Below are 22,823 nucleotides of genomic sequence, written 5' to 3'. Positions count from 1 at the left end.
GGGGTGATCGGGGGTGATCGCTCACGCTGTTCGCATGGCCGTTCAGCGAACAACTCGTGCGAGTGATTTTGATTGCGCGCGCCATGCAAAATATGCAAATTAACTATAGCGAATAATGGGTGGGTTGGGCGTTGGAGGTGAACGTCCAGTGGGCGGTAACCGGGGTGTCCTCCGCTTCATGGCGCCGTCTTTTCGGGGAACCCTTGAGTGCTGGCGAGGGCCTCTGGTCCTCTGGACGAGCCCTTCGCAGTGGTCAACCCTGAGCAGGAGCGCGACGTCGGTCTGGTCAACTCACCCGCACGATTGGCCCCCCCCGCCATGCGAGTGAACGAAGCGTCGTGGAGAACGGCAGTGATGATGGGGATCCTTGGTGGCTCTCACCGGGCGATGTATCGAGGCGGTCACACCGTGATGGTGCCGGTGGTGACCGCCGAGGCTGTCGGCGCCGACGAAGCCGTACTCCAGGCGGCGCGCCTGCGGGGCGTTGGAGAACACCTCGGCGGTGACCTGCCCGCCGCCGGTACGTATCCGCACGTCCCGCGACGCCCGGTAGTGGCCGGTGATGACGTTCGGGCCGGGACGGCCGCTGGCGTTGCGCTGGATGCGGACGCGCAGCAGCATCGCGTGATGCCGGACGGTGGCCCGGGTGCGGGCGCGGACGGCCGGGCCCATCCGGGCCAGGGTGGCGGCCAGGGCGATCGGGTCCCGGAACGCGGCAGCGTCCGGGTGGGCGTTGGGGTGCGGGTTCTGGCTCTGCGACGGCATCAGTCGATCACCTGCACGCGGACGATCCGCACCACCGTGAAGGTGCCCACCGTCTCGTCGGCGACCCGGAACCGGCGGCCGACCAGAGCCGCATCCCGGGGCCCGCCGGGGCGGACCGACCCGGCGACGCGGACCACGTCATCGCGGCGCAGCGGCGGGGCGGCGATGGGGAGGACGGCTTGGTAGTCGGTGGTCGGCGGCTGGGCGGCGGTGGCTCCGGCGAGGGGTGGGGTGAGGGCGGGGCGGCCGAGCGGCATCACCGCGCCAAGCCCGGCCCACACCAGCACCTCGTCCCCCGCGGGCGGTACGAGCCGGCCGGTGGTCTCGTCCAGCACGTCGTCCGCACGGCCAGCGCCGTCCCGCCACACCTCCAACTCGTCGTCCAGCACACGGCCGACGACGCGGCGGGCGCCTTCGACGTCAAAGGCCACGGGCCCACTCCCCCAGCTGGGTGAGGATCGCTCGCGTCACCGCGTGCGGCTCGGTGCCGAGGTCCGGACGGGCGAGCGCGGCCTGTTCGAGGAGTTCGGGGTCGATGGCGTCGAGGAACACCGCGGCAGCCGGCCCCGGCGACGCGGTCTCGGTCACCGCGACCCGGGCGACGCCGGACCACTGGGCATCCTGCTGATCGGTGACGTGAAGAACGATCTGCGCGGGAGAGTCCGCGACTTGGGTGACGGTGTACGCCTCGACGGCGCCCGGAGCGACCGGGACGCCGTCGATCTCGATCTCGGCGTGCTCACGCCGGGCACCGATCCTGACGCGGTGCAATGCGCTGGTGGTATCCATCTCACCGACCCTAGAAACGGCGTCGGACACCACCTCAGCCAGCGCGCCTCCGCGCACGCGGAGCGAACTGCACCTCGATCTCGCTCAACACCACCTACCGCGGAACATCTCCGCGCACGCGGAGCGGACTGTTCGGCGGCGCGGGCACGCTGCTGAGCCTTCGGAGCATCTCCGTGCACACTGAGCGGACCGGTACATCATGCTGTTGAGGATGATGCTCGGAAAATCTCCGCGCCACCCTGGCTCACACGAAAGCGTTCATGCCGCGCCACTCGGATTCGAGAATTCCATGAACTACGGAGTCACGCCACTTCCCCGCCTTGCAGATGTGCTCGCGAATCCTACCCTCTTCAACCATTCCGAGTTCGTCCATCATACGAGCTGATGCAGAGTTAATCGGCGACCTTGCACCCCAGATGCGATGCATCCCTAGATCAGTGAACCCAAATTCAAAAAGGAGACGCACAGCCTCTCGACCGTAATACAATCCCCGGCATTTCGGGTTAATCGCAATACCGAAGGTTGCTGCCCTCTGCTGGTGTGGGTCATTAGCCAGCCGAATGAATCCGATCAGCTCGTCACTGGCCCGCTCGATTACAGCAAGCGCGTATTCATCGCGCGGGGAGTTCGCAGCTGACGCGATGGAGCGAGCCACGATGCCACCAGTCTCTTCCAGTGAACGTGGCTCGAACGAGAGGTGCTCCGTGGCCTCATCGCTTCCATAGATCGCGTACACCGCATCAACGTCATGAGCCACGAGTTCTCGCAGCTCCACACGACTACCGCAACGGCTGACCGGATACATGGGCAGAGACCCTACCCCTATCTAGCGCGGAAGCGCGGGCCGGGCTGGTTCGTAGTTCGCGATCTCGGTACGCAGTTCGTCGGCCAGCCTTGCCGATCGCACCGGACCACGGCTAAGCCCCTCGCGAATCCGCTCAGCAGAGACCACGATGCCGTTGTTCCTGTGGCTGGGCGCTAGGTCGAGAACCGGACGCACCGCCTCAGCCACCCCGTCGAGATCCCCCCCATAGAGGCGGACCAGCGCCAGGTTGCAACGCGCACCAGCCTCATCTCCGAAGGCCCAGTCAGGGTTGTTCGTGTCCCGGAACCCACTGACCGCACGCTCGGCGCGCTCGGCGAGTTCCGGTCCCCCGCGCCCGAGCAGGACTTCCGATTCGACCATGTAGTAGAGCTGCTTGATCTCGGGGTAGGTGAGAAGCCCGCCCAATGCATCGAGGTCGTCGGGGACAACAAGTTCCCGAAGATCCTCAGATCGATGGATTGCAGACCTCACCGATTGCTCGTCACCAAGCAGGGCCGCTGCCCGCGCCTCCAAGCCGGGTAGCCACACGCTGACGGTGCCACGAACTCCCTGGGCGTTGGCCGCCCCCTGCCGCGCGTAGTGAAGAGCATCTTCCGGACGGTTTGCCCAGTACGCGATCAGTGACTTCAGTCCATCGACGAGGGCCATCAGCCCCATATGTTCCGTTGCCTTAGCGCAGAAACCCGCGACACGCGCCTGCTGCATCGCGACCTTCGCATCCCCCATGTCATGGGAGCCCTTCGCCATGAGGAAGGACAGCACCGTGGCCATGAAGTTGAGGTCACGGGTCTGCGAAGGTCGTGTACGTCCGCCTTCAAGAAGACGGAATGCATCGTCCTGCGCGCGGGCCAAGTCCTCCCACACCTGCGACAGCGGTGCACGCGGGTACACCTCGACAATGCGGTGCACCTCATCGCTGAGGAATCCGAGAGCCTCTTCACCGACTTGTTCCCGCTCCGCTCCAAGCGCGAAGTCCATAGCTCGTCGTGCAGCCATTGCACCTGTCCTTCTCATCTCGGGCAGGCCCATGCCGGGTTCGGCATGGCCGTCGTTCGAAGACGCGCTGATAGCCGGGGCATCGATGGAAGATCCCTCCTCCGCCACATGCATCCACAGCTGTTCGGTGTTGTACCCGAACATGCTCAACAGCACGCGCCGAGCATCTGGTTGAGGCCGACGCTTTCCGTAATACCAGGCTTCGAAAGTGGCCCGAGCAGGCGAAAGGCCCGCCAGCGACGGGTTCTCTTCATCCTTCGACAACTTCCGAGCAGCATCCTGGAAACACCGCTTGAACGCCTCGTAGTCACTGAGCTCACGCTGATCGATCAGGTACCGGAGCAACGTACGCACTGGCTTCCTCGCTTCCCGTACATCGAGCACGCCTTCGCAGCAGACGTTAGGACCTCGACAGCTTCAACCTCCCGCGATTCGGGTGACGTTACGGGAACCGAGGAAACTCCGAGGAGAACGCGATGTAGCCGTTCACCCTGTGTCTACACCTCCGAGGTGGGAATGGGGGTGGATCCGTCGCGCACAGGGCCAGCAAGCTCGTAGCACTCCTGACAGAGAGTGCTCAGCCGAGCCCCGTCCGTGGACCCAGGGAGCCGAAGTGACGCCCCAGAACAAGCGATCATCCACCGCTGCACATGACTCCCCTTCCTGCGTTCCAGCAATCTGGGCGAATTTCGATGCCAGCGAGGCGATGATGTGGCGAGTCCTGGCTGGCGTTCACGACTCGTACCTGTCTGAGTTTGACGACGACCTCGACGCCGTACTCGGTGCGACGGCTGGCCCGGAGGGGATCGCCGGGAGCCATCGACCCCCGGGGCTGATGCGTCGCCGGAGCATCCCTGTCGTTCAGGAGCCGGACCTCGGTTCGGAGCCGGGGCCACGTGCGGAGCGGCTGGACCGTCTGCTGGGGCAACTCGTAAACCGGGCCCGCGCCGCGCACCGTTGCACGTCGCCGGAGTTCGTCACGGCGATCGACCGTGCCGACCGGCTGCGCACCGGCCCTGCCGCTGCCGCGAGCGCGGATGCGGTGCAGGTGCGTCGGATGGCGATGGCGGCCCAGGAGCTGATCGACCGGCTCGATCCGGGCGACACCGGGCCGTTGCCGACGTTCGAACCGCAGCTCCGGGATCGAGAGTTGTGGTGTGCGTGACCCCGCCGCCGTCCGGGTACTGGGCGCATCTGGACCGCACCGACGCGAACGGCGCGCCGGTCGTCCTCGGCGCCGACGGGCCGGTGTCGCACAGCGTCATCGCGGCGGGTCCCGAGGTGGCGATGGAGTGGCTGCGGGATTCCATCCGCGACTGCCTCCTCGACCTGGATACCGCCGGGTTCGGCGTCGCGTGGGCATGGCTGGGTGATCACCGTGCCGCCCGCCGGGCCACAGCCGGCCTCTGGCTGGGGAGCCCCGTGGTCTTCACCGTGACGACGCCGTCGGGCCGCTGGTCCTGGAGCGCCGCTCCCGTCAGGGCCCTCCTGCCCCTGACCTGCCAGTACCCCGCGCCCCTCCCGCGGCCACACCTCAGCGCCCCCGAAGCCGCGCCCTCCCTTCTCCTCCTCCACCCCTGACCAACTTGCCTTCCTTGAAAGGACTTTGACATGTCCGAAGACCGCGACGAGATTTACCCGCCCTACACCGCGAACGCCCTGATGGCCGGCCTGCGAGCCGCGGGCATCGATCCGCAGGAGGTGTCCATCACCCCGTCCGGCGTCCTCACCGTGCGCCACCTCTCCGGGGGCCAGATCGAGGCGATCGCGGAGCGGCTGCACCCCGACCTCCTCCCGGTCGTCACCGAGCTGCGTCAGGCGCTGGCGGCCCACGGCATCCATGTGACACCCACCGCCGAGCACGGCCGCATCCTCCTGGGCTCCTACTCCATGCCACAGGTCGACGCGCTGACCGCCGCCCTGGGCGGCACACCGCACCCCGACCTGTCCGGCGCCGAAACGCCGGGCTGGGAGGGGAGCGAGAAGGTCTGCCGCGCCCTCGAAGAAGCCAGTCAGGCCGCGATCGGGCACCGCCTCCACGGCGATCTCCACCCGTACTGCGTCGCCTGCGACCGGGACGCCCGGCTCCAGTTCCTCCCGATGCCTGCCGAGGCCGCCCGTCGGCTCACCGACGCCCTGAACCACCGCACGCCGCAGGACAGCACCCGCCCCTGAACCACCCCGCCTACACGGAGTTATCGATCATGTGCACCCATACTCCGCCGTGCCCCTCCGCCGACGCCACCGACCGCGACGCCGCACACCCCACCGCCGTACGCCTTGAACAGGGGTGGAGCCTGCTGTGCAACGGCGTTCTCCTCTTCGACGACACCGGCGAACTGCTGCCGGACGGCCAGGCCATCGGCCCTCGCCGCCCGCCGGCCGGAGTGGCGGTCGCCGCATGACCACCGCCGAGCTGCTTCTCGCTCCGACGGCCGGGGAACATGATGGACCGCCGCTGTGCGTCCGCCGCGGACCCGCGGGCCACTTCCGCCTCAGCTACGTCACCGAGCACCCCGGCGACCGGAATCTGCGCGACGTCCTGTGGGACCGCACCGCCCCGGGCGGACAGCGCCAGTCGATGCTCTACCTGACGTGCGCCCTGTGCGCGATGCCCGCCCGGCCCGTCCGCAGCACCCACCACCCCCGGCTCGGGGCCGGGACGCTGTTCCTCGCCCCCGCCGGCGTGGACGTGCGGGGGCCGGTGCGGACGGTGCTGCCGCCGGTGTGCCTGGCCCACGCTCCCACCGCCGCGCGGGAGTCCGCCGCCCTCCAGCACGGCCACACCGCGCTTCTCGTCACCCGCCACCACCTCCACGGCGTCATCGGCACCCGCTACCGCTGGGCCGGACACCGCATCCAGCAGCTCCCGCCGAACGACGAGACCGACGAGCCCGTGGCCTACGGAACCTACGAAGCCCGCTGGACTCTCGCGCGGCTGCTCGTCCGCGAACTGATCCGGTACAGCGTCGTGGAGCTGGGCGGCAGCACCGGCCTCGCGGAGGCGTGGTGACGACGATGCCGGTGGTCTACTGCTCGGCGGCCGGGCCGCCCGCCGAAGCCGTGGACGACGAGCTGTACCTCAGCCGAAGGGACGTCACGTCGAGCGCGGCGCTGTGGACCAGCGGGTTCTGCCTCCTGGCCGTCGGCCACCCGCCCGATACCGCCCACGCGTACTGCGTGACCGAGCTGCCCGACGCCCACGACGGCCTCTGGCTCCGGTGGACCGGCGAAGGCCGCGAGCAGACCTGCTGGCTCGAACCCCACAACGACTGCCCCACCACCAGCCCCGGCACCGACCAACCGTGCCTGCTGTTCCTCGACCACCCAGGCGGCCACGTAGAAACCGCCGAACACCCGGAGACCTGGTGAACCGTCGCATCCCCTCCTCCCCGCCTGCTCCCCCCGGACCACAGCAAAAGATCATGTCCCCGGCCCCGCACCTGCTGCCGCCCGAGGTTCTGCTCCCGCCCCGCTGCCCGGCAGCCGACCTGTGCCCGCGGTGCCAGGTCCTCGACCGCGAACGGGCCGCCGCCCACGCCCGCGGCGATGTCTCCCGAGGGTCCGACCTCACCGTCGCGATCAACCGCTGCTGCCCCTGCTAACTCCCGCCTGGAGAAGATCTCGTGCCCGCCCCCGCCCCCGCTCCGTCTCTCGACGGCGCACCGCCCCCCGGCCGCATCGTCGCCACCGTCGCGCTCCGCAACCACCGCACCAGGGGGTTCGGGACACAGAAGGACGCCGCCGCGACCGCACCGTCCGCACTCCACGCCGCGAGCCCGACCCCACTGCACCCCCGCACCCAACCCCACGGAACCACCTCCTCGGACCGTCGGCCGAGCAATTCCACGGTGTCCCGGCTGGAGCGGGCGCAGTACCCCTTGGAACCGCGTGTCATCCGAAAGCTGCTGGCCGCCTACGGCGTCGACCCGGCCGAGGCCCGCGAGATCACCCACCTCGCAGGCGACGAGGACGGCGGCGAATGGACGGGCCGGATGATCTGCGACTTCGGCCCCAGGTGGTGTGTCCGGCTGTCCTGGTGCGAGCAGGCGGCCGACGCCATCCGTACCTACTCCACCCGGCTCCTGCCCGCCGTCGTCCGGACCTCTGCCTACGCCGACCGGGTCTCGATCGGTCCGAGTACCGTCATCCGGGCGCCGCGCGGCCTCCCTCTCCGCCGCGCGGCCTCCCTGACCACGCTGCTCGATCACCAGACCCTCGCCCTCCCCGTCGGGGATGCGGCGGTCATGGCGGAGCAGATGCGCCACCTGCTGGCCCTCATCGACCACGGCGCCCGGTTGCGCGTCCTGCCGCCCGACGGCCCGCCCATCTGGGAATGGGGCGGCACCAGTGAACTCGTGATCTACAGGCAGAGGTTGTTCGTCGAAGAGTCCCACGGCGCCGTCTACCACACCGGCCCGGACGAGGGCGGCCCCTTCGCCGCGGTCCTGGACGAGGCCCAGGCCGCAGCCCTCCCCGCAGAAGAGAGCCGCCAGCTCATCGCCGAAGCGGCAGACCGCTTCCGCGCCGAAGCCGCCCACGGCGGGGAGGTGGGAGCATGACCCGCCGCCCACCGCCGCCGCCCTGGATTCCCCAGCGCCGACCGACGGCCGGCTCGCGGCTGCGGACCGCCGTGGCCCGGGTCACCGTGCTCTCCGGCCGACGACGCCCCGCCCAACGGCCTGCACGGACCCGGTTTTTCGAGGCGATGGCGCGCACCCTTGTGGACCACGGCCCCACCGAGGACCACGGCGTTCCCCGGACCGGCGACCCGGTCGAGATGCCGGGCTGCCACACCGTCCCCGCTATCCCCGCCGACCTGGTGACCGCAGCGCAGGCGATAGAGGGCGGCCCCGGCTCCGACCTCGACGTCTGCCACACCCAGTGTCTGCGATGGCCCCACCACGACGGCGACCACTACTCCCTCCTGCGCTACCTCGACGTCTACCGCAGCGTGTGGCTGCGGTGGACCACCACCGGAACCGACCACGGCCTCTTCGTCCTGCCCGACTGCCCTCTCGGATGCGTCCTCTTCGCCGGACACGACGGTGCATGCCGATGACACCGCCGTCCGAACCCCGGTGCTCCTGCGGCGAACCGGCCGTCGAGGACTACTACGTCGACTCCGTTTCCGGCCCCGTACGCGCCGTCTCGCGCTGCCGCCTGTGCCGCTACGCCCCCGACGACGACGGCCCCTCCGCACGGCTGTGGGCCATCGCCCGCCGCGGCGAATCCGCCTTCCGCAACCGGATCACTCCCCGCTAACTCAGCACCGACCACTACGACTTACAGGAGAAATGATGCTGACGACCACGCCCGAGCTTCTGCGCGTGGGCACCTACAACATCCGCGACGGCGGCGCACCGGACGAGGGCTTCGAGCGGCAGATCGCCCTCGTCGCCGGCCTGGACATCCTGGGCGTCCAGGAGGCGAAGCACTGGGACCGCGACCGCCAACGCCGGCTGCGCCGCGCGGCCCACATCCTGGGAATGGAGCCCTTGCTCACGGGGTCGGTCAACCATGGCTGCCACCTGGTCCTCTTCGTCCGGACGCCCCGCGTTCAGGTCATCGAGCACACCCCGGACATCGGCGGCGGCTTTCACCACGCCGCCAGCCGCACCCTCGTGGAAATCGACGGCCGCCACCGCATCACCGTCCTGCACACCCACCTCAACCCGTTCAGCCCGGAAGCGCGGTTGACCGAGGCCGGGTGGCTGACGGAGTACGCGGAAGAAGGCCGCCGCACCCTGCTCCTGGGCGACCTCAACACCATCGGACCGGACGACCCCGGCCCCGGCAACTGGTCCGACGTCCCCTGGCACCTGTACTCCCGGCACCGTCTGATGCTGCCTGACGGCGCGTACGGCGAGGCGGACCGCCGCGCGATCCGCGCCCTGTCGGTAGCGGGATACATCGACCCGCACGCCCACCTCGGGACACCCACCGCACCGACCACCGGGTACTGGCCGGGCGCCGAGGAATGGATGCGCCGGAGCGACTACGTCCTCCTCTCCGAAGCCCTCACCCCCGCCCTGACCAACTGGACCGTCATCGACACCACGATCGCCCGCGCATCGAGCGACCACCTCCCCGGCATCGCCGCCCTCGACCTGCGGAACCTCCTCCCGTGACCGCGGCGCAGGCCCCGTACACCGTGATGCGGGCCCAGGAAGGCGACGTCACGCCGCCGGTCACCATCAGCCGATGCCCGCGCGGTTACCCGCGGATCGGCTTCCGCCGCGAGCTGCCGCACGACCGCGACCGGCACGACATCCTCTGGCGCCGCCAGACCACCGCACTCAGCCCCCAGCTCACCGGCCACGTCCACTCCCACCGCCAGCGCCGCGCGATGGACGACCTGCTGTGCCACGTATGCGCCCACCCCGCCCTCGGCGGCCACCTCCTCCGCGGCGGCCCGCCACGCGTCTCCGACACCCAGGCCCTGTTCCTCCTCAGCTCCGCCGCAGTGCGCGAGGGACACATCACCGCCGTCCCGCCGGTCTGCCACCGATGCGCCCCACGCGCGGCCGGGGCCCGACACCGCCGGCGCCGTCCCTACACCGCCGTGCTTGTCGACGAGGTCCGCCCGTGGGGCGTCGCCGGCCTCCTCTACGACCCGGTGCTCCGTCCCGCGGGCGACGACGGCCTCGTCCCCGTCCGCTACCGCAGCACCCACGCCCGCTGGGTCGTCGCCCACCAGGCCCTCGTCTCCCTCCACGGCATCACCCCCGTCCGCCTCCTGCTCCACAGCCCCACCGCCTAACAGGCCACGCGGGCACGTCCAAGGCGCCGAACGCCCCACGTTTACGACCTTCGAGAAGAAAAGACATGACCGTAAAACCCTTCACCATCCCTTCCCTGGCCGTCCTTACCGCAGGAATTGCCCTGCTGACGGGGTGCGGAACCTCAGCCGCCCTTCAACACCTCTCTGAGAATCCCAGCCCCGAACGCCATAAGCCGAAACCCACCCCCTCACAATCTCCTTCAGGCCCGCACCTGATGCCCCTCGCGGGCCTGACAGTGAAATTCAACTCGTGGCCCACCGAGAATGATCCGGACGCCCCGGTACTCCTGGACGGGAAACGGGCCGTCCTCGCCAGCTACTCGGCCCTCGCGAAAGCCTGGGCCGACGCGCCGGAGATCCGGTACTACTACAGCGAAGCAGCCGCCAAGTTCACGCGTACAGTCGTTCGCGAAGCAGGAAGCCGCCACCGCATCCCCGTGGGCACCGTCCGGTATTACGACCCGTACGTAGAAACCCTGGACGAAAACAATTCTGCTTACTTGAGCTACTGCGTCGACGACCGCAGTCTTTCCGCAATGGATCCCACCACCGGCCAAACCTACACAGGCACCCCTGCGGGCCCTTACCGCATGACAGCCGCCATGCACTGGGAATCCGGAGTTTGGAAAACCATCTCGATGACATCCTCCGGAAAATGCTGACAGGAACCTACAAGCACCCGCATCGCACTTTCCTTCCTCTATCGCTCTCACCGAAAGGGAAAACCATGGTTTTGATGGGATACAACGGCGACCCCCTGCCTTTCCCGGGACGAGGTGAGCCCACGAACCCGGACGGCACCGTCGACCTCGAACAGCTGGCGCTCAAGGGCATCGACGCCACCAGCGCCGCGCTCGCCGCCGAAAAGCTCCAGGACACCGACGAGACGTAGCCGCGCCGCCTCGCCACGGCGCCCCGGCCCCCGCCGTCACCCACGGCATCGACACCCCGCCCGCCCTCCGCATCCCTCGTTCCGAGGAAGTCCATGCCCACCGCCCGGTCACCGCCGTCGTGTTCAGCGCCACGGCGCAGGACAACCCCAACGCAACCCGGCGCCAGAGCGCGCCGCGGCCTGGCAGCCGCCCCTGTGGCGTGCCGCGAAGACGACCACAACTCCATGAAGGGACAGCCGTGAACGAACACGTACTGGTCACCGGGGGCGCCGGTTTCATCGGCAGCCACCTCAGCTCCGCTCTTCTCCAACGCGGTGCGCGCGTCACCGCGGTCGACAACCTGGCCGCCGGGCGTCTCCCCGCACTCGACACCCTGCTCGCCCACCCCCAGTTCACCCTCATCGAACACGACATCATCGAGCCGCTGGAGTGGCCCGAGCCCGTCACCGGGGTCGTACACCTGGCCAGCCCTATCGGCCCCGCTCACGTACGCAACCACCCCGTCCGTACCCTGATGGCCGGGGCGGCCGGAACCATCAACGCCCTGGAGATCGCCCGCCGGTACCGGGCCCGCATCGTGCTCGCGTCCTCCGCAGAGGTGTACGGCGAACCCACCGTCCAGCCGCAGCATGAGTCCTACTGGGGCAACGTCGACCCGACCGGCCCGATGTCCGGGTACGCCGAGGCGAAGCGGTTCCTGGAAGCGATGGCGGCGGCCTACCGCCGCGAATACGGGGTGAACACCGGCATCGTCCGGCCCTTCAACGTCTACGGCCCCGGCATGATGCGCGGCGACCGCCGCGTGGTCGCCGCCTTCGTGGAGGCCGCCCTCGCAGGCGGGGAACTCACCGTCCACGGCGACGGGGTGCGCAGCCTGTGCTACATCGACGACTTCGTGGCCGGCCTGCTGGCCATGCTCGACAGCGACGCCCCCGGCCCCTTCAACCTCGGCGCCCCGCAGGGCACGAGCATCGCCGACCTCGCCCAGCTGGTCGTCAAGACCGTCGGCTCCGGCACCGTCACGACCGTCGCCGCGCAGCACGCCGAAGGCACCACGCGCTGCCCGGACATCACCCTCGCCCGCGAAGCCCTCGGCTGGACAGCGACCACCTCGCTGGACGACGGCCTGCGCGCCACCGTCGACGCGATGCGCCGCGGCGCCGACCTGGCCACGGCCCCGCTCGTGCGGTTCGCGATCCCCACAGCCTGGCTGGCCCTCACCCCCGGCGCCTCGGTACTGGAGTGCCACGCCTCCACAGTGGGCGCCGCACTGAGGTGGCTTGCCTCCGCCTACCCGGTGCTCACCCCACGGCTCCTGGACGGCGAGGACCAGCCGGTGCCGTGGACGAACGTCTTCCTCGGCAAGACCAACGTGCGCGACCTCGACGGCCTCGACACCCACCTGACCGAAGACGTCACGCTCACCGTGCTCCCCGCCATGGCTGGAGGCTGACATGACCGCCACCGCCCTCGACACCACCGGCATGGTCCTCATCCCCGCCGCCCACGCGACCATCGGAGCCCCCGAGGACCACCTCGACACCCTCAGCGGAGCCCAGCACTACGGACGTTCCTGGTTCGAGGACGAGGCCCCCCAGCACACAACCGCCATCGACGCGTTCCTCATCGACCGGTACCCGGTGACCAACGCCCAGTTCGCGGCGTTCATCGCCGCCACCGGCTACCGCACCGCCGCTGAACGCCGCGGCTTCGGCCTGGTCTACGGCGAGAACTACTGGATACCGCAGCCCGGCGCCTGCTGGCGCCACCCCGGCGGCCCGCACGACACCCTCGACGACCGTGCGGACCACCCGGTCGTGCACGTCGACCACGCCGACGCCACCGCGTACGCCCGCTGGGCGGGCAAACGCCTGCCGACGGAGCCCGAATGGGAGTACGCCGCCCACGGACCGACCTGGCGCTGCTGGCCCTGGGGCAACACCTGGGACGCCCGCCGGGCGAACACCTCCGACACCCCCGACGCCCCGGTCGCCGACTTCACCCAGTGGCGCGCCTGGTGGACGGGCCACTTCGCGCGCCACGCAACGGTCCCCGGCACAGAACCGGTCGGCACACGCTCCCCGGACGGCGACTCACCCTTCGGCGTCGGGGACATGGCCGGGCAGGTCAGCGAATGGACCGCCGACTCCTACACGCTCTACGACCCCGCCCGCACCTACGAGCCGATCTACCACGCCGCGGCCCACCACTACCGCGTCGTACGTGGCGGCGGATGGATGCACTTCCGCTACCAGACCCGCACCACCGAACGGTTCACCACCGACCCCGCCTACTCCAACCACACCATCGGCTTCCGCTGCGCCCTCAACACCACCAGCAGCAAGGCGACTTGACCGACGGCACCGTTGCGGGGCGCCGACGCCAGGCGCCCCGCAACTACCCGAAATCACCCGCAACGAGGACTACGCTCGCGCCATGAAGATCCTGATCTCCGGCGGCGCCGGATACATCGGCAGCACCATCGCCTCCGCCTGCCTCGACGCCGGCATCCACCCCATCCTGCTCGACAACCTCTCCACCGGGCGCCGCGAATTCACCCGCGGGCGCACCTTCTACGAAGGTGACATCGCCGACGGGCCGCTCATCGACCGCGTCTTCACCGAGCACCCCGACATCGACGCCGTCGTCCACTGCGCCGCACTCGTCGTCGTCCCCGACTCGGTTGCCGACCCCGTCGGCTACTACACCAACAACGTCGCCAAGAGCCTCGCGTTCACCTCCCACCTGATCCGCAACGGCTGCCGCCGCATGCTCTTCAGCTCCTCCGCCTCCATCTACCAGGCCGACGACACCTTCACCGTCGACGAGAACTCCCCGCACGCGCCGGAGAGCCCCTACGCCCGCACCAAGTCCGTGTGCGAGGCGATGTTCACCGACATCGCCGCCACCCAGCCGCTGAAGATCCTCTCCCTGCGGTACTTCAACCCCATCGGCGCCGACCCGAAGATGCGCACCGGCCTTCAGCTCCGTCGTCCCAGCCACGCGCTCGGCAAGCTCATCGAGGCCCACGACGACGGCGCCTCCTTCACCGTGACCGGCACCGACTGGCCCACCCGCGACGGGTCCGGCATCCGCGACTACGTCCACGTCTGGGACCTCGCCGCCGCCCACATCGCCGCCCTGCAACGCTTCGACACCGTCCTCGGCGACGCCACGTCCCTGGCCATCAACCTGGGGACCGGCACCGGCACCACCGTCTTCGAACTCGTCACCGCGTTCAACGCCGTCGTGGACACCCCCGTCGTCCTCGAACGCGGCCCCGCCCGCCCCGGCGATATCGCAGGCGCCTACACCCGCAGCGACCGCGCTACCCGTCTCCTGGACTGGAAACCCCAGCACTCCATCGAAGAAGGCATCCGCCACTCGCTGGCCTGGGCCGCCGAACGCGACCAGGTCCTCAGCGACAGCTGACCGACCCCGCACCCCACTTGAACACTTGGCGTAAATGCGTAGCGACCGAACGTCACCATTCTTGTCAGGATGCGGCCATGCGGAAGATCACCGAGCTCGGCGCAGTCATCGCCGCGGCGACCGCCCTCCTCGCGGGAATGACCTCCCCGGCCCAGGCGGCGCCCTACTGGAACAAGAGCACCAAATGCCGGCAGACCGACCCTGACGGCCGCGTCATCCCCACCCGGATCGGCAACCACGAACTCGGCTGGAGCCACTTCTCCGGTCGGCACAACATCAAGAAGTGCAAGATCATCAACGGCGCCGTAGCCGGGAAGGTCGACAAGAAGAACGGCGCCCGCCTCGAATACTGGGGCTACGCCCTCAACAACGGCCGCCAGGTGAAGATCGTCGTCATCGCCCAGTACGGGCGCAAGACGGCCGACGGCCGATACGACGCCGGCGCAGGCGAGAAGGTCGGCGTCATCACCGCCTACTGCAAGGGCACCAACAAGTGCCCGAACTGGATCAATCAATAGCCATGAGCGACGAGACCGCGGAGCAGCAGGCAGAACTCACCCGCCTGCTGCTCCACCACATCCACGCCCCCTTCATCGCCACCGCAACCATCCGCGGCATCCTGCCCGTCCCACCGCCCGCGGAGACCATCCGCATCGTCACCGGCGCCGAGACCTCCACCCGCACTCCGCACCCGCTCATCGCCTACGAGTTCCCCCTCCACGTCAAGGGCGAACCGGTCACCGCAGACGACATCACCAGCACACTGCGCACCCTGTACTCAACAACGCAGATCTACTCCAACGACCAACTCGACACCCTCATGGGCATGACCCTCGTACGCGTCCCCGCACATGCCATGGAATCCGCAGCCGCCGCCCCCACCCCGGACGACAACGCCTTTACCTTGCTGCGCAGCCTCGCCCAGCCCGCCGAAGAAGAGCCACCCGATCCACGACTTCGCGGCTTCCTCTTCCGCAACCGCGACCGGCTACGCCTCTACCTGGACAGCGAAGAAGACCCCACAGTGACCGCTGCGGAGGTGAACCCCACCGGCCCCCTGACCGCGCTCCTGGCCGCCATCCCCTCCCTGATCACCGAACACGAACGCGCCGCGCCCGACAACGACGACCCGCACTGCACACGCATGATCGACCTGACCGCCTGGTGATGCGCCTGGTGACGCCTGCGGTCACGACGGGCCCCTCAGCGCTCAAATATGCGCAAATGCACCCAATGGCTCACGATATTCGCATGACTGGGCGAATATCCGGCCTGGACGAGGCGGCGGACATCGCGTGTCGCCACCTCGCCCACGCCGACACGGACGCGCCCCCGGAGCCGATACCGGACGGCCCCGGCGCCGTCCGCTCCGTCATCGAGGCGGTGCGCCGCCGCATCGGCGACCCGGTCGTCTACGGGGGAGCCGTCCGCGGACCGTACGTCCGCTGGACCATGGAGGACCGCACCCTCCTCCTGACACGGAACACCGCGACCACCCTGCACCTGACCGTCCGGGAACCACACGACCTGGCGGAAGCCGAACGGCAGCACTTCGAGCCCGACCTCCACGACATCGACTTCGCCCGCCTGCCGTACATGTGGCGCCTGCACCTACACCCACCATGGCCGCCACCGCCCCGTCTCCCCGCGGCCCCGGACTGGCTGACCCTGGAAGCATCCCTCGCCGCACTCCTGCGCAGCTGCGCCGTCTACGCCCCGCAGGTCCTCCCTCCCCGCGGGCACTTCGGCTTCAACATCCGGAGTGCCGGGAGCGGCGAACGTACGGAACGGGCGGTGGGCGTCGCCCAGAGCGGCCCGGACCTGACCATCCTGGTGGACGACCGGGCCGGACCCGAACCGACGCCTCACGACGAGATGCTGCGGCGAGGGTGGGACCACCCGCTGGCCGGCTGGTGGGGACACGACGTCCTCGGCTCCGACGAAACAGCCCACGCAGCCGCACTCCTGATCAACGAACTCCGCCTCACGGCAGCGTCCCCCGCCGACCTGCGCCTCACCGACCTGACGGCAGACCCTGGCCGCCTCGTCATCCCGGGACTGGCCCTCGTCTCCGCCTGACGAGAGCAGGCTCTACTCCGCCTCGCCCTCGGGCTCCGGGCACCGCACCCGTCGCTTCAGCTCCCGCTCGACATCGATCCGCGCCTGTCCCGTGGCCGCCGCGTGAGCGACCACCAGCTCATGAACTTTCTGAGCCGTGTCCACCGAAAGCGTGCCGGCCTGGATTTCCTCCCACGCCTGCGTTTCCCACTTGATCAATTCGTCAGTCAGTTCGATTGCCGCCCGGGGAGTCCAGGGCGCGCCCACCGGCTCCCGTCGCACGGCACGCCCACACCTTCGGAGCCCTCGAAGCGCAACCGCTCAGCGGTTCCCCATCCACACAACCCTGCCCGCGAACCCGCCACGCGCGGCTGCTTTGTTCTTGCGGATCGTTTCCAGTTCCTCCGGTCCGACTCCGAGGTCTGCGGCGAGGGCATGTACGACTTCCATCACATCCGCCAGCTCATCCGGTGCCGACGACTCGTCGGCGCCCAGGACTTCGCGGACCTCCTCGGAGATCTTGTGTCGTAGTCTCCTGCGGTACTCCTGCGGCCCTGCGACATACCAGTGCGGGTCGGCCCCGCTCTCTTGGATGATCCGCGGGATCTCGTCCCGTACCAATTTGCCGTCCACAGGGCAGTTCACGGCTCTCCCTTCGCCACGGAGCGGTTATCGATCACCACTCACCTGCGGGCGCACAGTAGGGAAAAGCCCAGACACCGCGCCACCTCAACTCCCCTTTAACGGGCCTGGCCCGCCGAGGGGGTTCGTCTTCGCCGTCCGCAGACGGCTTCCCTCGGGCGGTGCACCCTCCATCAGGCATCACGCCGCCTGCAGGCTCGTCCCGCCGAGGCCGTCTTCGTCCTCCTCGATCGGCACCAGGATCACCAGCCGGCAGTTCGGAGACGCCGCCGAGAACAACGTCGTGCATTCGAGTAGAACGGACTTGTCGTCGTTAATGCCCGGACGTACCCGGTACCGGAGTGGTCCCCCGCCTTCGGTCACGTCCGCCGACCCGTTCCACAGCCCGACGAGGTACGGGTCGGCGCCGACCACATCGTCGATGATTGCGCGCACTCCGAGATCGTGGGGGTACTGGATCGAAGTGAACCGCAGCATCGCGAGATACGCCCTGGCCTGGTCCTCCCAATCGAGAAGGGCCTCCTGCCCTGCAGAGAGACCCCAGCGCATGAGATTCGCGCCGTGCTCCGTCGCCCAGGGCAACCACCTGGCCAGAGCCGTATTGCACGCGAGGACATCCCACGTCGGACCGAGCAGCCACGCGGGATGGGGCTGCTGATCGAGGACGCACTGCAACGAACGGAGCGTGGGGGCGTCCAGGTCCGGGCCTTCCGGCCGCACGACACCACCCATGTTGCAGAGCATGAGCGCGCGCACCTCGTCATGGGAGAGGAGGAGAAGATCAGCGATCCCGAGGCACTGCTCCCGGGTGAGCCGCCGGCCCTGCCCGGCCTCCAGTGCCTGGTACCACCGCCCGGAGCGCCCGATCGCCTCAGCGACTTCCGGCTGCGTGATCACCCGGCCGCGCCGCCGGCTCGCCTCCGCACGCCAGGCGCGCAGCAGATTCCCGAGCGTCCACTGATACAGGGGCGGCGTCGCTTGCTCCACATCCCGGGGAGTCATTCCTGCCTTTCCTTTCATGCGCTGTGCCGTGCCTGCCGCCTCCCCGAGCGGTAGGTGTCGTAGTGCCCCTACCGAAAGCGGCACTACGACTGTACGTAAAGGGGAATCGATCTTGCCGGACCGGGGGAGCGAAGATGGGGTCGCGTGAAGACGATTCTGTAAATCGGCAACTCGCTGCCCCGGCGAACGTCTCACAGGGGTGCGATACGGACATTGGAACCGGAAATTTTTTTCGTATGTCCGAATACGAAAAAAATTTCCGGTCATTGAATTTGTTGCTGACTTCCCTTGATCGTCGAGGTGGCGCCAGCGCTTATGGGTGCGTCCTGTTACCCCAACCATGCAGGTAGGTTTCCAAGGTGATCTGACGTCAGTTGATCAAAGATATTTCGCTCTCACTTCTACGCGCGTAGTCCCGCGTTTTTGGCGCGTTGACTGTCTGTGCTCAGTGCGCTTTAAATCGTCCTTACCAGTAAGTTCGCCGGAGTGATCGGTCCATGGATGGTTGGGAAGTTGAAGCCGTGAATCGCGATTGGGTGCGCGGCCGTCCAGCGGTTCCCGAAATCAGATTCGGGCTGAGACGGATCTCTCACCGCACAGCAGGAGTGTGTCCGGCTGATCTTTCAGGCTGGACTTGGAGGGGCGGTACTCGTATGTTCCTGGTCCCCGCGAAGACGGAAGCGTCATCCGGGCAGGCAAGGGAGGGGGGACACATGCGCGGACCGTGAAGTCCGCCGGGTGGAATTGAGACCGGCGCCCGGGAGCTACCAACTCCCAGACGCCGGGCCAGCACTCCGAGGAGTACCGATTCACATCTCGCGGGCGACGGGGCTTTTGCACGAGAACCGTCGCGCCGCGTCCTACGAAAGACGGAGTATCGCATGTACACCGCCGACGGCGGAAGCCCGGCCTGCCCGGACGCAGCGCGACAGAATCGTCTCGCTGTTCAGCTCGCCGACATGATCCCCGGCGCGGCCACCATCCGCGTTAGTTTCCACGACCCGAGGCAGCCCTGGCCCCACCCGCACGCCATCGCGAAGGACGCGGCCGGGGAGACGATCGACCTGAACCGGACGACGGCCAAGGTGGCGGCCCGCTGGATTCTGCGGGCCTGGCCCGACCTGGATCGGAGCTGGGTCTACACCTTCGACCTCGCCACAGCAGCCCTCACCGCCGGTGATCTCGCTGCTGACGGGGGCTGCTGACGTGGCGCGGATACGAACCATCAAGCCGGAGGCGTTCACCTCCGAGTCGCTCGCCGAGGTGGCCGTCGAGGCCGAGCGGACCTTCTTCGGCCTCCTCACCCAGGCCGATGACCACGGTCGTCACCGCGACAACGCCGCCATCATCGCGGGGCTCCTCTGGCCCCTGCGCGCCGAGCACACCAGCGTTCATGTAGAGGACGACCTCCAGCAGCTCGCCAATGCGGATCTCCTCTGCCGCTACACCGGCTGCGACGGCAGGCGGTACCTGCACATCGTCACCTGGTCCAAGCACCAGAAGATCGACAAGCCCAGCCAGTCCCGGTTGCCTGCCTGCCCGCAGCACCATGCGGCGGACTGGTGCGGCCCCTGCAAGGGGACCTGCGCCGAGGCGTCGCCCGCCCTTCCCCGAGGGTTCGGCGAGGATTCGCCGAACCCTCGCCGAACCCTCGATCGGCCCGCACCGGCCGCGTCGTCAGTCCCCGAGCCCCGAAGCGCGGCTCCGACCGCCCAGCAGGGCGACCTCGTCGAAACCGCCGCCACTCCTCGCCGGGAAGCCGAAACTGCAGGTCAAGCGACCTTCGCCGAGGACTCCCCGAAATCTCGGGGAGTCCTCGGGGAGGGTTCGGGTACTGGATCTAGGATCTTGGATCCTGGATCTTCTTTCCCTACGGGGCGCACAGCGCCCGCCACCCAGGTCTCGGCCAACCAGCTCGTCGGCGAGTACGTCAGCACGTGTGACAAGCGCCCGCCCAGCGACGTGATCGGACACCTCGGGCGGGTCGTCAAGAAGCTCTTGGCCGAGGGCATCGACCCGCAGGCCATCCGGGCCGGGCTGTCGAAGTTCGCCGCCACCCCGAAGCACCCGAGCGTCCTGACCAGCATGGTCAACGAGGTTATGAATGCACGCTCCGGTGGTTTGGTCCGGCCGGGGTTCGGCTCTAACCTGCCCGCCCATCAGGCGTGGACCAACCCGGTCGACGCTGCCGCCGCTTACGCCGAGGAGCTGTGATGGGCACCCGTACCCGCGAACCGCAGACCCTCGGCGAAGGCGCCCTGGACCGGATGGCCCGAATCCTGGCGGCCCGCAGCATCGACCCGACCACCGTCGCCGCGCCGACCGACGAGCCCGAACCCTTCTCCCGGCTCGATGCCCTGTCCGCCGGGCTGCCCGCGCGCTACCAGGATGCCGTTGCCGACCACCCCCAGGTGCTGGCCTGGACCCGGGACGTCGCCGAAGCAGCCGTCGCCCCGAGCCGGGGAGCCCGGCGACAGGCCGCCACCGGCCCCAGCCTGCTGATGGCCGGAGTCGTCGGCGCGGGCAAGACCCACCAGGCGTACGGCGCGCTCCGGAGACTGGTGCAGAGCGGCGTCGGCGTGCGCTGGCGCGCGACCACCGCCGCCGACCTGTACGCCGACCTCCGCCCGCGGGCCGGGGTGGACAGCGAACGGGAACTGGCGGCCGTCAGCCGCTGCCCCGTGCTGATCCTCGACGACCTCGGCGCCGCGAAGGCCACGGAGTGGACCGAGGAAGTGACGTACCGGCTGGTCAACCGCCGGTACAACCACATGCTCCCGACGCTGATCACCACCAACCTGCGCATCAGCGACCTCCGGGCCTACCTCGGCGACCGCGTCGCCTCCCGGCTCGCGCAGATGACCATCCGGGTCGAGTTCGAGCCGGTCGACCGCAGACGCCACCGCACCGCGGACTGACCGCCGCAGACCGCCACGCCGGGCCGCGCCCGCCGCGCGCCCGATGCACTCTCCCGACCCACCGCACTCCTCCGCCGACGCCCTGCGCGCGGAGAGCAATCGGAGCACCCCGCATGACCACCACGACGATCACCCCTGCCCGCCACCGGTCACTCGGCGACCACACCTGGCAGGACGAGGCCGTCTGCCAGCGCACCGAGTACAACCCGGTGGACCCCGACACCTTCTTCCCTGAGCCGGACGAGACCGACAAGATCGCCACCGCGAAAGCGCTGTGCGGCCAGTGCCCGGTCCGCCGCACCTGCCTGGACGTCGCCCTCGAAACCGGCGACCGCCACGGCATCAGGGGAGGCACGACGGAGGAAGAGCGACAACACCTGCACGAAAATCTGGCCGGCCGTCTCGACTACAGCCGCGTCAACGCCACCGTCGCCGGACGCGACGTCCACCTCACCAAGACCGAACGCCGCGCCGTCGTCCACGCCGCCTACCGACACGGCCTGCCTGTACAACGCCTCGCGTGGCTCCTGAAGATCACCGAGGAGCACGCCCAGAAGCTGTACCGCGAAACCCGCCGGGCCCTGCGCAACCGCACCCTGGAACAAACCACGAAGACCGACAGCGAGCTGGACCGCGACGACTTCGGGACGGCGGCGTGAGCACCATGAGCACGCCACGGCCGACACACATCAACACCCTGGACCGCACGGTCGTCGCGATCCTCGGCGGCGCAGGATGCGCCTTGTCCTACGACGCGCTCCAGCAGATGGCCACCGCCATCCACATCCGTGGTTTCTTGACGTACCTCTTCCCGTTGGTGATCGACGGGTTCATCGCTTACGGCGTCCGCGCCCTCCTCGTCCTGCGCGCCGCGCCGCTGCGCTCCCGGGCGTATGTATGGACGCTCTTCAGCACGGCCACCGCCGCCAGCATCTGGGCCAACGCACTTCACGCGGTGCGGCTCAACGAGGAAGCGGCGGCGGGCACCGGGCTCCGGCTCGGGGACACGGTGGTCGCCGTGCTGTCCACCATCGCCCCGCTGGCGCTGGCCGGAGCCGTCCACCTCTACATCCTCATCGCCCGAGGCCCGGTCAAGGACAGCGACCACGACACCCTCGGTCACCACGCCCGTGGCGACGACTCCGGGAACACCCGGACCGACCGAGTCAGCCAGCAACAGCCGGTGGCCGGTCAGGACAAGGCCGATCAACCGGTCACCACTCCGACCGACCGGTCACGGCTGTCCCTGGACAAACCAGCACCCGGCTCCCGGTCACTCCCCGGCGACAGCAAGCCGGTCACCGGTGGCCAGGGCCAGCCGGACAAGGCCGCTCACCTTCCCGGAGGGCCGGACACCACACGGCCGGTCACCGACCATCCCGGCGGCACCGCCCCGGCGACCGGCGGCCAGGAAGGTCCGACGCAGACCCCCGCCTCACCGGTCACCGACCGGGCCACCCGGGCGCCCGGTGACCGGCGGCCGGACCCGGACACCGAGGAACTGCTGAAGATCGCCCGGTCAGCGGCCAGGGCCGAGGACAAGCTGACCCGCAAGGTGGTCGCCCAGGCGATCCGAGGACAGCAGATCCCGCTGTCCAACGACACACTGACCGCCCTCATGGTTCAGCTCCGCGAACAGCACGGACAGCCGGTCACCCCCGCCCGGAACTAACCGACCAACACCGGAAGCGGGTGACCAGTCGGAGACCCCGGCCGGT

33 protein-coding genes are annotated in these 22,823 nt (G+C 69.0%); 25 read left to right on the top strand and 8 right to left on the bottom strand.

Annotation, left to right across the window (positions count from 1 at the left end; all coding sequences use genetic code 11):
* Positions 1–291: 291 nt before the first annotated feature.
* From ACZ4M8_RS16725 to ACZ4M8_RS16705, 5 genes are all read right to left on the bottom strand, one after another.
* Positions 292–765 carry an HK97 gp10 family phage protein gene (locus ACZ4M8_RS16725; protein WP_467607761.1) on the bottom strand — a complete coding sequence of 158 codons (474 nt, stop codon included), beginning with the start codon at positions 763–765 and terminating at the stop codon, positions 292–294.
* Entirely contained in the window at positions 765–1,196 is a 432-nt protein-coding gene (locus ACZ4M8_RS16720; protein WP_467607758.1) for a DUF6093 family protein, read from the bottom strand. The genes ACZ4M8_RS16725 and ACZ4M8_RS16720 overlap by 1 nt, the downstream gene beginning before the upstream one ends.
* Positions 1,186–1,554, bottom strand: coding sequence for a hypothetical protein (locus tag ACZ4M8_RS16715; protein ID WP_467607756.1), 369 nt, complete (start codon positions 1,552–1,554; stop codon positions 1,186–1,188). Before ACZ4M8_RS16715 ends, ACZ4M8_RS16720 begins: the two co-directional genes overlap by 11 nt.
* A gap of 244 nt (positions 1,555–1,798) precedes the next feature.
* Complete coding sequence (locus ACZ4M8_RS16710) at positions 1,799–2,359, bottom strand: GNAT family N-acetyltransferase (RefSeq protein WP_467607753.1); 561 nt, start codon at positions 2,357–2,359, stop codon at positions 1,799–1,801.
* A gap of 21 nt (positions 2,360–2,380) precedes the next feature.
* The gene (locus tag ACZ4M8_RS16705) at positions 2,381–3,730 is read right to left on the bottom strand and encodes a hypothetical protein (RefSeq protein WP_467607751.1); all 1,350 of its coding nucleotides are present in this window, start codon (positions 3,728–3,730) and stop codon (positions 2,381–2,383) included.
* Positions 3,731–3,989: 259 nt separating this feature from the next.
* On the opposite strand from ACZ4M8_RS16705, the gene ACZ4M8_RS16700 reads away from it, so the two are divergent.
* The 20 genes from ACZ4M8_RS16700 to ACZ4M8_RS16605 all read left to right on the top strand — a co-directional run bounded on the left by ACZ4M8_RS16700 (position 3,990) and on the right by ACZ4M8_RS16605 (position 16,564).
* Positions 3,990–4,541 carry a hypothetical protein gene (locus ACZ4M8_RS16700; RefSeq protein WP_467607748.1) on the top strand — a complete coding sequence of 184 codons (552 nt, stop codon included), beginning with the start codon at positions 3,990–3,992 and terminating at the stop codon, positions 4,539–4,541.
* A complete protein-coding gene (locus ACZ4M8_RS16695; protein WP_467607746.1) occupies positions 4,538–4,957 on the top strand; it encodes a hypothetical protein in 420 nt (139 codons plus the stop codon). Before ACZ4M8_RS16700 ends, ACZ4M8_RS16695 begins: the two co-directional genes overlap by 4 nt.
* Positions 4,958–4,987: 30 nt before the next feature.
* Positions 4,988–5,551, top strand: a complete 564-nt coding sequence (locus ACZ4M8_RS16690) for a hypothetical protein (protein ID WP_467607744.1) — start codon at positions 4,988–4,990, stop codon at positions 5,549–5,551.
* A gap of 29 nt (positions 5,552–5,580) precedes the next feature.
* Positions 5,581–5,781, top strand: coding sequence for a DUF5999 family protein (locus ACZ4M8_RS16685; RefSeq protein WP_467607742.1), 201 nt, complete (start codon positions 5,581–5,583; stop codon positions 5,779–5,781).
* Positions 5,778–6,389, top strand: coding sequence for a hypothetical protein (locus ACZ4M8_RS16680; protein ID WP_467607740.1), 612 nt, complete (start codon positions 5,778–5,780; stop codon positions 6,387–6,389). Before ACZ4M8_RS16685 ends, ACZ4M8_RS16680 begins: the two co-directional genes overlap by 4 nt.
* Complete coding sequence (locus tag ACZ4M8_RS16675; protein ID WP_467607737.1) at positions 6,386–6,748, top strand: hypothetical protein; 363 nt, start codon at positions 6,386–6,388, stop codon at positions 6,746–6,748. Before ACZ4M8_RS16680 ends, ACZ4M8_RS16675 begins: the two co-directional genes overlap by 4 nt.
* A 53-nt stretch (positions 6,749–6,801) precedes the next feature.
* Positions 6,802–6,981, top strand: a complete 180-nt coding sequence (locus tag ACZ4M8_RS16670; protein ID WP_467607734.1) for a hypothetical protein — start codon at positions 6,802–6,804, stop codon at positions 6,979–6,981.
* Positions 6,982–7,002: 21 nt separating this feature from the next.
* Complete coding sequence (locus tag ACZ4M8_RS16665; protein WP_467607733.1) at positions 7,003–7,938, top strand: Scr1 family TA system antitoxin-like transcriptional regulator; 936 nt, start codon at positions 7,003–7,005, stop codon at positions 7,936–7,938.
* Between the two features lie 146 nt (positions 7,939–8,084).
* Positions 8,085–8,438 (top strand): hypothetical protein, encoded by a 354-nt coding sequence (locus tag ACZ4M8_RS16660; RefSeq protein ID WP_467607730.1) that lies wholly within the window; start codon positions 8,085–8,087, stop codon positions 8,436–8,438.
* Positions 8,435–8,641 carry a hypothetical protein gene (locus tag ACZ4M8_RS16655; RefSeq protein WP_467607727.1) on the top strand — a complete coding sequence of 69 codons (207 nt, stop codon included), beginning with the start codon at positions 8,435–8,437 and terminating at the stop codon, positions 8,639–8,641. The genes ACZ4M8_RS16660 and ACZ4M8_RS16655 overlap by 4 nt, the downstream gene beginning before the upstream one ends.
* 35 nt (positions 8,642–8,676) lie before the next feature.
* Entirely contained in the window at positions 8,677–9,507 is an 831-nt protein-coding gene (locus ACZ4M8_RS16650; RefSeq protein ID WP_467607725.1) for an endonuclease/exonuclease/phosphatase family protein, read from the top strand.
* A complete protein-coding gene (locus ACZ4M8_RS16645) occupies positions 9,504–10,139 on the top strand; it encodes a hypothetical protein (protein WP_467607723.1) in 636 nt (211 codons plus the stop codon). Before ACZ4M8_RS16650 ends, ACZ4M8_RS16645 begins: the two co-directional genes overlap by 4 nt.
* 65 nt (positions 10,140–10,204) lie before the next feature.
* The gene (locus ACZ4M8_RS16640) at positions 10,205–10,822 is read left to right on the top strand and encodes a hypothetical protein (protein WP_467607720.1); all 618 of its coding nucleotides are present in this window, start codon (positions 10,205–10,207) and stop codon (positions 10,820–10,822) included.
* 65 nt (positions 10,823–10,887) lie between these two features.
* Positions 10,888–11,052 carry a hypothetical protein gene (locus ACZ4M8_RS16635; protein WP_467607718.1) on the top strand — a complete coding sequence of 55 codons (165 nt, stop codon included), beginning with the start codon at positions 10,888–10,890 and terminating at the stop codon, positions 11,050–11,052.
* A gap of 239 nt (positions 11,053–11,291) precedes the next feature.
* Positions 11,292–12,506, top strand: a complete 1,215-nt coding sequence (locus ACZ4M8_RS16630; RefSeq protein WP_467607716.1) for an NAD-dependent epimerase/dehydratase family protein — start codon at positions 11,292–11,294, stop codon at positions 12,504–12,506.
* A 1-nt stretch (position 12,507) separates the two neighbouring features.
* Positions 12,508–13,407: a formylglycine-generating enzyme family protein gene (locus tag ACZ4M8_RS16625; RefSeq protein ID WP_467607715.1), complete on the top strand. Its 900-nt coding sequence runs from the start codon at positions 12,508–12,510 to the stop codon at positions 13,405–13,407.
* Positions 13,408–13,489: 82 nt separating this feature from the next.
* A complete protein-coding gene (gene galE, locus ACZ4M8_RS16620) occupies positions 13,490–14,485 on the top strand; it encodes a UDP-glucose 4-epimerase GalE (protein WP_467607713.1) in 996 nt (331 codons plus the stop codon).
* Between the two features lie 77 nt (positions 14,486–14,562).
* Positions 14,563–15,003: a hypothetical protein gene (locus tag ACZ4M8_RS16615; protein ID WP_467607711.1), complete on the top strand. Its 441-nt coding sequence runs from the start codon at positions 14,563–14,565 to the stop codon at positions 15,001–15,003.
* Positions 15,004–15,005: 2 nt separating this feature from the next.
* Entirely contained in the window at positions 15,006–15,653 is a 648-nt protein-coding gene (locus ACZ4M8_RS16610; RefSeq protein ID WP_467607710.1) for a hypothetical protein, read from the top strand.
* 83 nt (positions 15,654–15,736) lie between these two features.
* On the top strand, positions 15,737–16,564 hold the full coding sequence (locus ACZ4M8_RS16605; protein ID WP_467607708.1) for a hypothetical protein: 828 nt from the start codon (positions 15,737–15,739) through the stop codon (positions 16,562–16,564).
* A 12-nt stretch (positions 16,565–16,576) separates the two neighbouring features.
* On the opposite strand, the gene ACZ4M8_RS16600 is transcribed toward ACZ4M8_RS16605, so the two are convergent.
* The 3 genes from ACZ4M8_RS16600 to ACZ4M8_RS16590 all read right to left on the bottom strand — a co-directional run bounded on the left by ACZ4M8_RS16600 (position 16,577) and on the right by ACZ4M8_RS16590 (position 18,187).
* The gene (locus ACZ4M8_RS16600) at positions 16,577–16,825 is read right to left on the bottom strand and encodes a hypothetical protein (protein WP_467607706.1); all 249 of its coding nucleotides are present in this window, start codon (positions 16,823–16,825) and stop codon (positions 16,577–16,579) included.
* 39 nt (positions 16,826–16,864) lie between these two features.
* A complete protein-coding gene (locus ACZ4M8_RS16595; RefSeq protein WP_467607704.1) occupies positions 16,865–17,188 on the bottom strand; it encodes a nucleoside triphosphate pyrophosphohydrolase in 324 nt (107 codons plus the stop codon).
* Between the two features lie 177 nt (positions 17,189–17,365).
* Positions 17,366–18,187 (bottom strand): MmyB family transcriptional regulator, encoded by an 822-nt coding sequence (locus ACZ4M8_RS16590; RefSeq protein ID WP_467607702.1) that lies wholly within the window; start codon positions 18,185–18,187, stop codon positions 17,366–17,368.
* A 959-nt stretch (positions 18,188–19,146) separates the two neighbouring features.
* Here ACZ4M8_RS16590 and ACZ4M8_RS16585 point away from each other — a divergent pair.
* The 5 genes from ACZ4M8_RS16585 (at position 19,147) to ACZ4M8_RS16565 (ending at position 22,777) form a co-directional block, all read left to right on the top strand.
* Positions 19,147–19,392 carry a transcriptional regulator gene (locus ACZ4M8_RS16585; protein WP_467607700.1) on the top strand — a complete coding sequence of 82 codons (246 nt, stop codon included), beginning with the start codon at positions 19,147–19,149 and terminating at the stop codon, positions 19,390–19,392.
* Between the two features lies 1 nt (position 19,393).
* Positions 19,394–20,401 carry a hypothetical protein gene (locus tag ACZ4M8_RS16580; RefSeq protein WP_467608050.1) on the top strand — a complete coding sequence of 336 codons (1,008 nt, stop codon included), beginning with the start codon at positions 19,394–19,396 and terminating at the stop codon, positions 20,399–20,401.
* Complete coding sequence (locus ACZ4M8_RS16575; protein ID WP_467607699.1) at positions 20,401–21,105, top strand: ATP-binding protein; 705 nt, start codon at positions 20,401–20,403, stop codon at positions 21,103–21,105. The genes ACZ4M8_RS16580 and ACZ4M8_RS16575 overlap by 1 nt, the downstream gene beginning before the upstream one ends.
* Before the next feature lie 113 nt (positions 21,106–21,218).
* Positions 21,219–21,764: a WhiB family transcriptional regulator gene (locus ACZ4M8_RS16570; protein ID WP_467607697.1), complete on the top strand. Its 546-nt coding sequence runs from the start codon at positions 21,219–21,221 to the stop codon at positions 21,762–21,764.
* Positions 21,761–22,777 (top strand): DUF2637 domain-containing protein, encoded by a 1,017-nt coding sequence (locus ACZ4M8_RS16565; RefSeq protein WP_467607696.1) that lies wholly within the window; start codon positions 21,761–21,763, stop codon positions 22,775–22,777. The genes ACZ4M8_RS16570 and ACZ4M8_RS16565 overlap by 4 nt, the downstream gene beginning before the upstream one ends.
* The last annotated feature ends 46 nt before the right edge of the window (positions 22,778–22,823 follow it).

This window comes from Streptomyces sp. NPDC027185 (assembly GCF_055567035.1).
The sequence above is the reverse complement of the archived record's forward strand: the minus strand, read 5'-3'. Positions and strand labels throughout refer to the sequence as shown.

Excerpts from the sequence above, each read along its gene's own strand:
- ACZ4M8_RS16690 (WP_467607744.1), top strand. The coding sequence starts at position 4,988 with ATGTCCGAAGACCGCGACGAGATTTACCCGCCCTACACCGCGAACGCC.
- ACZ4M8_RS16670 (WP_467607734.1), top strand. The coding sequence starts at position 6,802 with ATGTCCCCGGCCCCGCACCTGCTGCCGCCCGAGGTTCTGCTCCCGCCC.
- galE (WP_467607713.1), top strand. The coding sequence starts at position 13,490 with ATGAAGATCCTGATCTCCGGCGGCGCCGGATACATCGGCAGCACCATC.
- ACZ4M8_RS16680 (WP_467607740.1), top strand. The coding sequence starts at position 5,778 with ATGACCACCGCCGAGCTGCTTCTCGCTCCGACGGCCGGGGAACATGAT.
- ACZ4M8_RS16605 (WP_467607708.1), top strand. The coding sequence starts at position 15,737 with ATGACTGGGCGAATATCCGGCCTGGACGAGGCGGCGGACATCGCGTGT.
- ACZ4M8_RS16575 (WP_467607699.1), top strand. The coding sequence starts at position 20,401 with ATGGGCACCCGTACCCGCGAACCGCAGACCCTCGGCGAAGGCGCCCTG.
- ACZ4M8_RS16725 (WP_467607761.1), bottom strand. The coding sequence starts at position 765 with ATGCCGTCGCAGAGCCAGAACCCGCACCCCAACGCCCACCCGGACGCT.
- ACZ4M8_RS16610 (WP_467607710.1), top strand. The coding sequence starts at position 15,006 with ATGAGCGACGAGACCGCGGAGCAGCAGGCAGAACTCACCCGCCTGCTG.
- ACZ4M8_RS16625 (WP_467607715.1), top strand. The coding sequence starts at position 12,508 with ATGACCGCCACCGCCCTCGACACCACCGGCATGGTCCTCATCCCCGCC.
- ACZ4M8_RS16615 (WP_467607711.1), top strand. The coding sequence starts at position 14,563 with ATGCGGAAGATCACCGAGCTCGGCGCAGTCATCGCCGCGGCGACCGCC.
- ACZ4M8_RS16635 (WP_467607718.1), top strand. The coding sequence starts at position 10,888 with ATGGTTTTGATGGGATACAACGGCGACCCCCTGCCTTTCCCGGGACGA.
- ACZ4M8_RS16655 (WP_467607727.1), top strand. The coding sequence starts at position 8,435 with ATGACACCGCCGTCCGAACCCCGGTGCTCCTGCGGCGAACCGGCCGTC.
- ACZ4M8_RS16715 (WP_467607756.1), bottom strand. The coding sequence starts at position 1,554 with ATGGATACCACCAGCGCATTGCACCGCGTCAGGATCGGTGCCCGGCGT.
- ACZ4M8_RS16590 (WP_467607702.1), bottom strand. The coding sequence starts at position 18,187 with ATGACTCCCCGGGATGTGGAGCAAGCGACGCCGCCCCTGTATCAGTGG.
- ACZ4M8_RS16640 (WP_467607720.1), top strand. The coding sequence starts at position 10,205 with ATGACCGTAAAACCCTTCACCATCCCTTCCCTGGCCGTCCTTACCGCA.
- ACZ4M8_RS16570 (WP_467607697.1), top strand. The coding sequence starts at position 21,219 with ATGACCACCACGACGATCACCCCTGCCCGCCACCGGTCACTCGGCGAC.
- ACZ4M8_RS16650 (WP_467607725.1), top strand. The coding sequence starts at position 8,677 with ATGCTGACGACCACGCCCGAGCTTCTGCGCGTGGGCACCTACAACATC.
- ACZ4M8_RS16585 (WP_467607700.1), top strand. The coding sequence starts at position 19,147 with ATGATCCCCGGCGCGGCCACCATCCGCGTTAGTTTCCACGACCCGAGG.
- ACZ4M8_RS16660 (WP_467607730.1), top strand. The coding sequence starts at position 8,085 with ATGGCGCGCACCCTTGTGGACCACGGCCCCACCGAGGACCACGGCGTT.
- ACZ4M8_RS16710 (WP_467607753.1), bottom strand. The coding sequence starts at position 2,359 with ATGTATCCGGTCAGCCGTTGCGGTAGTCGTGTGGAGCTGCGAGAACTC.
- ACZ4M8_RS16685 (WP_467607742.1), top strand. The coding sequence starts at position 5,581 with ATGTGCACCCATACTCCGCCGTGCCCCTCCGCCGACGCCACCGACCGC.